Here is an 11,154-nt window from a genome sequence, read left to right as displayed (position 1 = left end):
AACAAACCGACCATGTGGCCGGTCTCGATCTCCAGGACCTCGCGGATGTTGTTCTTGTAGACCGGCTCTATCGCCCGGCAGGGCGTAGGGGTCTCGCGCGAGACCGGGGCGGTGAAGCCCGGAGTGCTCCCGCGCGAGCTGGGACGCCGGATCGGAACGCCGGAGTCACTTGCTGGAGATGCCGACCCCGAGGTCGAACTCGCGGTAGACCCGGGCCCAGAAGCCGTCGCGCAGCCACACGCGCGCCTCCGGGTAGGGCCGGAGGGAGTGGCCGAGTTCCTTCTCGGCCTCGATGAGCAGTTCGGTGTCGATCACCGTGGGCAGCAGCGGGCCCGGCAGCAGGTCGCGGATGTTGTCGCGGCCCCGGGTCAGTATCCATTTCTGCGCCACGTGCTCGCCGACCTCCTCCACGCGCGGCCGGCCCGGGCCCAGCTTGCCGACCTGGCCGGCGGGCGCCTTCGGCGGCATCGGCTTGACCGTACGGCCCGCGAAGACCTGGGCGGGCGACGGCGTGGGCGGCACGGGCACGGGCACCGGAGCCCGGGTGAAGAACGGGCGCAGGAAGTCGGCGCTCAGGATCTCGACGGTGTCCGACTCCCAGACGAGCCGCTCGGCCTGATTGGTCCCGAACGGCGGCTCGACCCCCCACAAATGGATGCGCACGCCGTACGCCTGCGCGGCCTCCACGGCGGGCACCATGTCCTCGTCCCCGGCGATCAGCACGGTGTCGCTCACGGCATGGTGGCGGGCGAGAGCCTCGAGGTCGCTGCGGATCTGCGCGTCCACCCCCTTCTGCTGGCCACGCGCGTTCAGGTTGCCCAGCCTGACCTTGACCCAGGGCAGCTGGGCGATCACACGCTGGTCCACCGTCGGCACGCGGTCGCGGGCGGCGTCATACCAGTAGACGCGCAACAGCTCACCCGGGATGCGTTCGAGCGCGTGCTTCTGGAGCGCTTGGATCAGCTCGTCCGCGGCGACGCGGTACTCCTTACGCTCCTTGGCGCCTAAGAGAACTTCACCGGCGGCCGCGTAAAGGTAACCGACGTCCACGAGAACGGCATACTTTGCGGCAATGCCATGTGCGCTGAAGTCCGGGATGGCCATGGTGTCCTCCTGGACTCGTCACTAGTTGATCGGCTGACTATATTCCCCCGCTTTCTAGATAGTCCCAACTCTCGAGCCAGTTGACACCCTGTTCCGGCGATGTAATCGGTCCGTAGTCGTCGCGGATGGCGTCGGAAGACGTCGTCACCGGCCGGGGAAGAAGGCCCCGCGCCAGGCTCCCGGGCCGTGCGGGAGTCCCACGCGCAGCCGATGTGCCGGGTTCCTCCAGTTTCCCGGCTTCGTTTCCGGTGCCGCCGGGCTGGCGCGCGGGCCGCCGCCCGCGCCGCCAGCGCGGCGACGAGGGCGGCGGTCTCCTCGGGGGTGGCGTCCCCCCGGACGATGCTGAGGTACGGCTCGCGGCTGCTCATAGAGGGATGTTCCCGTGCTTCTTCGGGGGCAGCGTGGCCCGCTTGTTGCGGAGGGCGCGCAGCGCGCGGACGATCTGGACCCGGGTGTCCGAGGGCCGGATGACCGCGTCCACGTAGCCGCGCTCGGCAGCGAGATACGGGTTCGCCAGCGTGTCCTCGTACTCGCTGATGAAACGGGCCCGCGCCGCGTCCGGGTCGTCGGCGGTGGCCAGTTCGCGCCGGTAGAGGATGTTGACCGCGCCCTGCGCGCCCATCACGGCGATCTGGGCGGTGGGCCAGGCCAGGTTGACGTCCGCGCCGAGGTGCTTGGACCCCATGACGTCGTACGCCCCGCCGTACGCCTTGCGGGTGATGACGGTGACCAGCGGCACGGTCGCCTCGGCGTAGGCGTAGAGCAGCTTGGCGCCGCGCCGGATGATGCCGTTCCACTCCTGGTCGGTGCCCGGGAGGAAGCCCGGCACGTCGACGAAGGTCAGCACCGGGATGTTGAAGGCGTCGCAGGTGCGCACGAATCGGGCGGCCTTCTCGGAGGCGGCGATGTCGAGCGTTCCGGCGAAGCTCATCGGCTGGTTGGCGACGACGCCCACCGAACGCCCCTCGACCCGGCCGAAGCCGACGACGATGTTCGGCGCGAAGCCCGCGTGGATCTCCAGGAACTCGCCGTCGTCGAGGACGTGCTCGATGACCGTGTGCATGTCGTACGGCTGGTTGGCCGAGTCGGGGATCAGCGTGTCGAGCTCGCGGTCCTCGTCGGTCGTCTCCAGGTCCGCCTCGACCTCGAAGGCGGGCGGATCGTCCATGTTGTTGGACGGCAGGTACGACAGCAGCGCCCTGGCGAAGTCGAGGCAGTCCTGCTCGTCGGACGCCTCGTAGTGGGCGACGCCCGAGCGCGAGTTGTGTGTGTGCGCGCCGCCAAGCTCCTCGAACGTCACCTCCTCGCCGGTCACGGTCTTGATGACGTCCGGCCCGGTGATGAACATGTGCGACTTCTCCTGCACCATCAGGACGAAGTCGGTCAGCGCAGGGGAGTACACGGCGCCGCCCGCGCACGGGCCCATGATCAGCGAGATCTGCGGGACCACGCCGGATGCGTGCACGTTGCGCTTGAAGATCTCGGCGTACAGGCCGAGGGAGACGACGCCCTCCTGGATGCGCGCGCCGCCCGAGTCGTTGATGCCGATCACCGGGCAGCCGGTCTTCAGCGCGTGGTCCATCACCTTGACGATCTTCTCGCCGAAGACCTCGCCAAGCGAGCCGCCGAACACCGTGAAGTCCTGCGCGAACACCGCGACCGGCCGGCCGTCCACCGTGCCGTAACCGGTGACGACCCCGTCGCCGTACGGGCGCTCGCGGTCGAGGCCGAAGGCGGTCGCCCGGTGCCTGGCCAGCTCGTCGAACTCCACGAAGGAGCCCTCGTCGAGGAATGCGGCCAGCCGCTCGCGGGCCGTCATCTTGCCCTTGGCGTGCTGTTTCTCCACCGCTCGCGCGGAGCCGGCGTGGGCCGCCTCGCTCCGGCGCGCTCCAGGTCGGCGATCTTGCCGGCGGTGGTGTGGATGTCGATCTCGGGGGCGCGTTCGGCGCTCATCGCCCGCTCACCGTTCCTCGCATGCTCAGCGGCCCTCGGGTCCCGAACGCCGCTCCGGGTCGCGTCGAATCCATGGCCGACAGGTTAACCAGGCCGGCGCCGCTCGGTCGCGCCGGGTCGCGCTCACCGGGATCGCAGTTGCCCGGACGGGTACTCCCGACAGGAACGCGGTCCCTGTGCCGTTCGTTCGGCTTTACGACGGCTTTATACAAATGGGGGCTCCATGGTGGACGCCGTACGCACGCAGGGGTTGTACAAGCGCTTCGGGCAGCAGGTGGCGGTCGGCGGCGTCGATCTGGTCGTGCCGAGAGGGAGCTTCGCCGGCCTGGTCGGCCCCAACGGCGCGGGCAAGACGACGACGCTGAGCATGGTCACCGGCCTGCTGCGCCCGGACGGCGGGCGCATCGAGATCGACGGTCACGACGTGTGGGCCGACCCCGTCAGCGTCAAGGCGCACATCGGCGTGCTGCCCGAGGGCCTGCGGCTGTTCGAACGGCTGTCCGGCCGCGAACTGCTCATATACGGCGGCCAGTTGCGGGGCATCCCCCTGGACGAGGTCGGCCGGCGCGCCGACGAACTGCTCAAGGTCATGGACCTGGTCGAGGCGCAGGACAAGCTGGTGGTCGACTACTCCACCGGCATGCGCAAGAAGATCGGCCTCGCGGCGGCGCTGCTGCACAACCCGCGCGTGCTGTTCCTCGACGAGCCGTTCGAGGGCGTCGATCCCGTCTCCGCCAACACGTTGACCGAGGTGCTGCGCAGGTACACCGCCTCGGGCTCCACCGTCGTCTTCTCCAGCCACGTGATGGACCTGGTCGAGCGGCTGTGCGACTGGGTGTCGGTGATGAACCGGGGCCTCGTCGTCGCCCAGGGCCCGCTCGACGACGTACGGCGGGGCCGCACGCTCAACGAGGCGTTCCTCGACCTCGTCGGCGTGCGCGGCAACGGGGAGGAGGGCCTGTCGTGGCTCGGGTCTCCGGCATGACCTGGCTGTTCGTCCGGCTGAAGCTCAGCCTGGTGCGCGGGGGCCTGCGTGGCGAGGTGGGCAAGCAGGTCGGTTTCGCCTTCTCGCTGGGCGCCGCGCTCCTCGCCGCCGTCGCGGGGTTCGGGCTGCTGTCCCTCATCCGGTTCGCGCCGCCCGACGTCGCCCTCGACCTCGTGTCGGCGGCGTTCGCGATGTTCGCCGTCGGGTGGATCGTCGTGCCGCTGATGGCCTTCGGCCTGGACGAGACGCTCGACCCGGCCCGGCTGGCCCTGTTCCCGCTGACCACCCGGCAGCTCGCGACCGGCATGCTGGCCGCGTCGGCGACCGGGCCGTGGCCGATCGCCTCGCTGGTCGCGTTGTCCGGCGGCATGGTCGCGCTCGCCCACGGGCCGGGCGCGGTGCTGCTCGGGGTGCCCGCGGTGGTCCTCCAGTTCGCCTTCTGTCTCACGGCCTCCCGCCTGGTGACCACCGCGCTGTCCGGCGTGCTGCGCACCCGCAGGGGACGCGACCTGCTCGCGGTCGCCGCCGTCTTCGGCGTGCTGCTGTTCCAGGTGCCCAACCTGCTGATCAACAGAGGGTTCTCCGGCGACCCCACGCGGATCCTGGCGTCGGCGGGGGACGTCCTGCGGTGGACGCCGCCGGGGCTGGCCGCGCACGCGATCGCCGACGGCGGGCTCATCGGCGTCGCCGAGCTGATCGTCGTCGCGATGGCGGTCGTCGTGCTGGGGTGGCTGTGGATCGCCGCGCTGCGGCACGCGCTGGTGCGGCCCGACGCCTCCAGCCAGGGCGGCGGCTCCGTCCGGCGGTCCGGACGGGTCCCGTTCGGCCGGTTCCTGCCTGACGGCATGCTCGGCGCCGTCGTCGTCAAGGAGCTGAAGTACGCCGCGAGGGAACCCCGGGGCCGGGTGAACTGGATCGCCGCGCTCTTCGTGAGCGTGGTCATCATGTTCTCCATGCGGGGACCGGACGGGTCGGCCGGGCCGGGGATCGTGGTCGGGCCCGCCTGCCTGGCGGCCGTCGTGATCGGGCTGCAGGCGGCCAACTCGTTCGGGATCGACGGCAGGTCGCTGTGGATGAACGCGGTGGTGTTCTCCACTCCGCGCGACCTGCGTACCGACCTGGCCGGCCGGCACCTGGCCATGGCGGTCATCGGGGTGCCGCTGCTGACCCTGGTTTCGGTGATCGCCGCCCTGGTGGCGGGCGACGCCGCCTGGGCCCTCGCCGCGGCGCCGGTCGCCTGGGGCGTGCTCGGCGTCGCCATGGGCGTCGGGGCGCTCACCAGCGTGACCGCGCCGTACACCTACCCCGACCGCCTGAACGCCTTCAGCGGCGCCGCTCCGGGGCAGGGCGGACAGGCGTTCGCGTCCTCCTTCGCCACCATGCTCGTCACCGGCGCGCTCGCGCTGCCGGTCGTGCTGCCGGTCCTGTTCGGCCTCACCTGGTGGGCCGTGCTCGCCGTGCCGTACGGCGTGGCGGCCGCCTGGGCGGGCCGCAGGATCGCCGCCGGCATCGGCTTCGCCCGCCTCCCCGAACTCCTCACCGCCGTCTCCCGCCCCACCTGAGAGGTAACAGAGCGGTCGCGATGTTCTTGCGGTGATTGCGGGGGATACGGCCCGCCCCTATAACCGTTTGGACCGTTCTAGGGGGAGAAGTAATGCGCGAAAACAGGACGCTGGGCCGTGCGATCTGGGCACCGGTGGGCGCGGCGGTGATCAGCGGACTGGTCATCGGGGGGCTGGCGCGCCTCCTGATGCGGGGCGTCGCGCTGGCCGTCGACGCATCGACCGGCCTGTCCCTGGTGGGCACGGTCGGGATCCTCGTCGTGTTCGTCGTGCTGGCCCTGCCGGCCGCGGTGACCGCGACCGCGCGTCCGGCGATCATGCATGCCGGTCGATGGGTGACCGCCGCGCTCACGGGGCTGACGGCCGCGAGGACGGGGGTCAGCGACGCGAAGATCATCGTCCTGGCGGACGACGGCCAGTTGATGCCGATCACCGTGCTGGTCGTCGCGTTCGCCGCGATCGTGGTGGCGCACGGGCGGCTCGCCCAGCACCTCACCCGCCGTTTCAGGGCGCTCCCGCAAGCCCCGGCCGAGGCGCTCCGCACCCCGGACGCGCGACCGGTCTGACCTGCGCGTTCGAGTGGTCTAGTCCAATTGGTGAGACCGCCCTCGGGCTCCCGAGCGCGATTCGCTAGCCTTCCAAACATGGCCGCCATCGCTCCTGCCGAACGACACAACGCCGTAGCGGAGATGCCGGACGAACTCCGCGCTGACGTGCGCCTATTGGGTGGACTACTGGGTCAGGTGATCGCCGAGCACGGCGGCCCCGACCTCCTCGCCGACGTGGAACGGCTCCGGAAGGCGGTGATCGCGGCGCGGCGTCAGGAGACGACGGCCGACGAGGTCGCCGCCCTGGTGGCCGAATGGCCCGTGGACCGCGCCGTGCAGATCGCCAGGGCCTTCACCTGCTACTTCCATCTCGCCAACCTCGCCGAGGAGCACTACCGCATCCGCACCCTGCGGCAGCGCGACAAGGACGACGTGCCGCTGCGCGAGTCCCTCGCGGAGGCCGTGCAGCGGCTGCGCGGGGACGACCGGCTCCAGGACCTGATCGACGAGCTGGAGTTCCGGCCCGTGCTGACCGCTCACCCCACGGAGGCGCGGCGGCGGGCGATCGTCACCGCGATCCAGCGGATCAGCGCCCAGCTCGACGCCTACAACACCCCCGGACGGGGCGCCGCCGAGCGGGAGGAGGCCCACCGGCGGCTGCTCGAGGAGATCGACATCCTGTGGCGGAGCGCCCAGCTCCGTCACACCAAGCTCGACCCGCTGGACGAGGTCCGTACGGCGATGGCGGCGTTCGACGAGACGCTGTTCCGGACGGTGCCGCTGATCTACCGCTCGCTCGACGCGGCGCTCGGGCCCGGCACCGGGACGCGGGAGCCGCTGGCCAAGGCGTACATCCGCTACGGAAGCTGGATCGGCGGCGACCGCGACGGCAACCCCAACGTCACCGCCAAGGTGACCAGGGAGGCCATCCAGATCCAGGCCGAGCACGTGCTGATCGCGCTGGAGAACGCCACCACCCGGATCGGCAGGTCGCTCACCCTCGCCAGTGTCTTCACGCCGCCGTCCGCCGAGCTGCGGGCCGCGCTCGCGCAGGCCGAGGACGACCACCCCGACCTGGTGTCGGAGATGGCCACCCGGTCGCCGCGGGAGCCGCACCGTCAGTGGCTGATGTTCGTGGCGGCCAGGATCGCCGCGACCCGCCGCCGCGACCTCGACCTCGCCTACCGCGCGCCCGCGGAGCTGCTGGCCGACCTGCGGCTCACGCAGGACTCCCTGCGCGGCGCCGGCGCCGTACGGCAGGCGTACGGCGAGCTGCAGCACCTGATCTGGCAGGTCGAGACGTTCGGCTTCCACCTGGCGGAGCTGGAGGTGCGCCAGCATTCGGCGGTGCACGCGGCGGCGCTCAAGGAGATCGCCTCCGGCACGCCGTCGGAGCGCACCGAGGAGGTCCTGGCCACGATCCGGGTGATCGGGTGGATCCAGGAGCGCTTCGGCGTGACCGCCTGCTCCCGCTACGTCGTCTCGTTCACCCGCTCCGCCGACGACATCGCGGCGGTGTACGAGCTGGCCAGGCACGCCCTGGGCGACCGCGCCCCGGTGCTCGACGTGGTCCCCCTGTTCGAGTCGGGCGCGGACCTCGACAACTCCACCGCCGTGCTGGAGGGCATGGTCGCGCTGGAGCCCGTGCGCCGGCGGCTCGCCGAGAACGGGCGGCGCATGGAGGTCATGCTCGGCTACTCCGACTCGGCCAAGGAACTCGGCCCGGCGGCGGCCACCCTGCGCCTGTACGACGCGCAGGCGGCGCTGGCCGCCTGGGCCGCGGCCAACGACATCAGGCTCAGGCTCTTCCACGGCCGCGGCGGCGCGCTCGGCCGGGGCGGCGGCCCCGCCAACCGCGCGGTGCTCGCCCAGGCCCCAGGCTCGGTCGCCGGGCGGTTCAAGGTCACCGAGCAGGGCGAGGTCATCTTCGCGCGGTACGGCCACTCGGCGATCGCCAAGCGGCACATCGAGCAGGTCACCAACGCCGTGCTGCTCGCGTCCACCTCGGCGGTGGAGTCGAGCACGGCCGCCGCGGCGGCGAAGTTCCGCGGGCTGGCCGACACCGTGGCCGCCGCCTCCGAGCGCGCCTACCGGGCGCTGACCGAGGCCCCGGGCTTCCCCGAGTGGTTCGCGCTGGTCAGCCCGCTTGAAGAGATCGGCTCGCTGCGGCTCGGCTCCCGGCCCGCGCGGCGCGGCCTCGGCGCGCCCCGCTCGCTGGACGACCTGCGGGCCATCCCGTGGGTGTTCGCGTGGGCCCAGACGCGGGTCAACCTCCCCGGCTGGTACGGCCTGGGCAGCGGCCTGGCCGCCGTGGTCACCGACGGCGGCATGGCCGAACTGCGCTCGGCCTACCAGGAGTGGCCGCTGTTCGCCGCGATGCTGGACAACGCGGAGATGTCGCTGGCCAAGACCGACCGCTCGATCGCGTCCCGCTACCTGGCCCTGGGCGGCCGCAGCGACTTCGCCGAGCAGGTCCTGGAGGAGTACGACCTGACGAGGCGGCTGGTGCTGGAGGTGACCGGCCACGCCCGCCTGCTGGAGAACCGGCGGGTGCTGTCGCGGGCCGTGCAGCTGCGCGACCCCTACGTGGACGCGCTCAGCCACCTCCAGTTGCGGGCGCTGTCGGCGCTGCGGGCGCCGGGCGACCTGTCGGAGGAGGAGCGCGAGCGCCTGTCCACGCTGCTGCTCCTCAGCGTGAACGGCGTCGCGGCCGGCCTGCAGAACACCGGCTGACGTACCGACCGGCCGGGCGCCCGGGGATCCGGGCGCCCGCCCGTTCGACTGCCGGTTCGGATCACGGCGTCCCGGCCGCCTGCTCGACCTCGATCCGCCCGACCTCAATCCGCTCCGGGCAGGCGTAGATGTTGAAGCGCTCCTCGCGCAGGAACCCCACGAGCGTGATGCCGAACTCGCGCGCCAGGTCGACGGCGAGCGAGGAGGGCGCGGACACGGCGCACACGATCTGGATCCCGGCGCTCGCGGCCTTCTGCATGATCTCGTAGCCGACCCGGCCGCTGACCATCAGCACGTGCCGGTCGAGGGGGGTCCGGCCGCCGAGCAGCGCCCAGCCGACCAGCTTGTCCACGGCGTTGTGCCGCCCCACGTCCTCCCGCACCGCCACCGGCGTGCCTTCTGGCGTGAACAGCCCGGCGGCGTGCAGCCCGCCCGTCCTGCCGAACACCCCCTGGGCCTCCCGCAGCCGGTCCGGCAGGCCGTACAGGGTCGTGGCGGACACGGCGACCGGCGGGCGCGCGGCCGGCACGGCGCAGCGGTCGCGCAGGGCGTCGAGGCTCGCCGTGCCGCAGACGCCGCACGCGCTCGACGTCAGGAAGTTGCGCGCCGCGGCGCCGAGGTCGGGCAGCCGGGAGGCGGTGAGCCGCACGGTCACGGTGTTGTAGCGCGCCTCGGGGTCCAGGTCCTCGTCGGTGCAGTAGCCGATGGCGGCGATGTCGCCGGGGCCGGCGATCCCCTCAGCGTGCAGGAACCCTGCCGCGAGCTCGAAGTCCGCGCCCGGCGTCCGCATCGTGATCGCCACCGTACGGCTCTCGCCCCCGGCCAGGAGCCGGATCTCCAGCGGCTCCTCCGTGGCGAGGTCGTCACGCCGGTCACGTACGGCCGATCCTGACACCCTCCGGACGCGCGACCGCGTGACGGGTCCCAGACGGCAGTCGGCCGCGTCGCGCCGTCCCGTTCCATGTGCTTCCTCCTCGACGGCATGGCTGCCGTTCTCTCCCGTACGCAGCCTGCCACGCCACGGTCCACGGGTCAGCACCGGTCAGCGGTCGTCCGCCGGGTGGCGCGCGCGGGAAGCGGCGCACAGGCGCGTCACGGCGCGCACGACGGACGCCACGGGGATGTCGGCCATGCAGGCGGGGCCCGCCGGGGACAGCGGGCATTCGGCCGTCCACCAGCACGGCTGCTCGGTGATGGCCGTGGGCCTGCGGTGCGGGCAGCCCGGAAGCCCCTGCAGGTCGGCGGAGCCCACCCCATCCCGGGAGCCGAGGCCGTACCGGCCGGCCCAGGTGGGCCCGAACAGCCCGACGGTGGCCGCCCCGGCCGCGGCGGCCAGCCGCAGCGGCCCGGTGTCGCCGCCCACGACCACCCCGCCGCGACGCGCCACTGCGGCGAAGCACGCGGCGAGCCCGCGCAGGCCGCACCGCGGCAGCGCGGCCACCTCCGGGCCGAATACCGCGTCCACCGCGCCGCGCTCGGGCGGCGCGGTCGGGGGTGAGGCAGGGGATGGCCGCGCCGGGCCAGCGACGCGGCGAGTTCCCGCCAGCGTCCATCCGGCCACCGCTTCACGTCCATGCCCGCGTCCGTGATCAGCACGACCGGGGGCCCTGTCCCGGAGGCAGGGAGGCGGCACGCGAGCGTGCTCTCGCCGTACGCGATCTCGGCCGGCGTCAGGCGCACGGCCGGACGGGCGAGGGCGTCCTCGGGCCGCAGCAGTCCCTCGGCGAGCAGGATGCGCAGGTAGCGTTCGCCGACCGGCTCGTCCGGGGGCGGGCGGCGCCACAGGTCGGTGACGCAGCGGGCGCCCGAGGCGGCGAGAAGGTCCGGGATTCCGTCGTAGCGGGTGGTGGTGACCGCGAGATCCGGACGCCGCGCGGCCAGCGCCTCGGCCACCGCCTCCCGCTCCGCGCCCGCGCCGCCGTGGCGGGGGGTGAGCACCCGCGTGACGGCGGGATCGCCGCGCAGGAGGGCGGCGCCGGGCTCGTGGGTGAGCACGCGCAGCGACCCGCCGGGGTTGCGGCGGGCCAGGCCGTGCACGACGGGCAGGAGCATGATCAGGTCGCCGATCCCGCCGAGCAGGTCGACGACCAGGATCTCCCGGTACGGCTCACGCATCCGGGCGGCCGAGCGGGCGGCGCGGGCCGGCCAGGGTCTCGTACAGCGCGCGGTGGGCGGCGGCGACCCTGGACCAGGAATGGCGGGCGGCGAGCCGCCGGGCGGCCCTGCCCATGCGCCGCCGCGCCCCGGGGTCGTCGAGCAGCGGCGCGAC

Annotated in this window: 8 protein-coding genes and 1 pseudogene; 4 read left to right on the top strand and 5 right to left on the bottom strand. The window is 72.8% G+C overall.

The features are described 5' to 3' along the window. Nucleotides 1–165 precede the first annotated feature (165 nt). From B1L11_RS42615 to B1L11_RS42605, 3 genes and pseudogenes are all read right to left on the bottom strand, one after another. Nucleotides 166–1,050 carry an NYN domain-containing protein gene (locus tag B1L11_RS42615; protein WP_239108559.1) on the bottom strand — a complete coding sequence of 295 codons (885 nt, stop codon included), beginning with the start codon at nt 1,048–1,050 and terminating at the stop codon, nt 166–168. Beyond that, the gene (locus B1L11_RS53415; protein ID WP_079320851.1) at nt 1,005–1,472 is read right to left on the bottom strand and encodes an acyl-CoA carboxylase epsilon subunit; all 468 of its coding nucleotides are present in this window, start codon (nt 1,470–1,472) and stop codon (nt 1,005–1,007) included. The genes B1L11_RS42615 and B1L11_RS53415 overlap by 46 nt, the downstream gene beginning before the upstream one ends. Further along, nucleotides 1,469–3,057: pseudogene (locus B1L11_RS42605) on the bottom strand (acyl-CoA carboxylase subunit beta). Before B1L11_RS42605 ends, B1L11_RS53415 begins: the two are co-directional and overlap by 4 nt. 223 nt (nt 3,058–3,280) lie before the next feature. Here B1L11_RS42605 and B1L11_RS42600 point away from each other — a divergent pair. The 4 genes from B1L11_RS42600 to B1L11_RS42585 all read left to right on the top strand — a co-directional run bounded on the left by B1L11_RS42600 (nt 3,281) and on the right by B1L11_RS42585 (nt 8,885). After that, nucleotides 3,281–4,042, top strand: a complete 762-nt coding sequence (locus tag B1L11_RS42600) for an ABC transporter ATP-binding protein (protein ID WP_079320848.1) — start codon at nt 3,281–3,283, stop codon at nt 4,040–4,042. Further along, complete coding sequence (locus B1L11_RS42595; RefSeq protein WP_079320847.1) at nt 4,021–5,604, top strand: hypothetical protein; 1,584 nt, start codon at nt 4,021–4,023, stop codon at nt 5,602–5,604. Before B1L11_RS42600 ends, B1L11_RS42595 begins: the two co-directional genes overlap by 22 nt. A gap of 92 nt (nt 5,605–5,696) precedes the next feature. Beyond that, a complete protein-coding gene (locus B1L11_RS42590; RefSeq protein ID WP_079320846.1) occupies nt 5,697–6,170 on the top strand; it encodes a hypothetical protein in 474 nt (157 codons plus the stop codon). 78 nt (nt 6,171–6,248) lie between these two features. Beyond that, on the top strand, nt 6,249–8,885 hold the full coding sequence (locus B1L11_RS42585; protein ID WP_079320845.1) for a phosphoenolpyruvate carboxylase: 2,637 nt from the start codon (nt 6,249–6,251) through the stop codon (nt 8,883–8,885). Between the two features lie 61 nt (nt 8,886–8,946). Here B1L11_RS42585 and fdhD read toward each other — a convergent pair whose 3' ends face one another. Together fdhD and B1L11_RS55635 are read right to left on the bottom strand one after the other, a co-directional pair. Beyond that, nucleotides 8,947–9,924, bottom strand: a complete 978-nt coding sequence (gene fdhD, locus B1L11_RS42580; RefSeq protein ID WP_306291783.1) for a formate dehydrogenase accessory sulfurtransferase FdhD — start codon at nt 9,922–9,924, stop codon at nt 8,947–8,949. 3 nt (nt 9,925–9,927) lie between these two features. Then, nucleotides 9,928–10,248: a hypothetical protein gene (locus B1L11_RS55635; protein ID WP_372974783.1), complete on the bottom strand. Its 321-nt coding sequence runs from the start codon at nt 10,246–10,248 to the stop codon at nt 9,928–9,930. Between the last annotated feature and the right edge of the window lie 906 nt (nt 10,249–11,154).

The sequence above is a fragment of the Microbispora sp. GKU 823 genome, assembly GCF_002027145.1.
Classification (GTDB): Bacteria; Actinomycetota; Actinomycetes; order Streptosporangiales; family Streptosporangiaceae; genus Microbispora; species Microbispora siamensis.
Note: the sequence above shows the minus strand (reverse complement) of the source record. Positions and strands in the feature narration are given on the sequence as shown.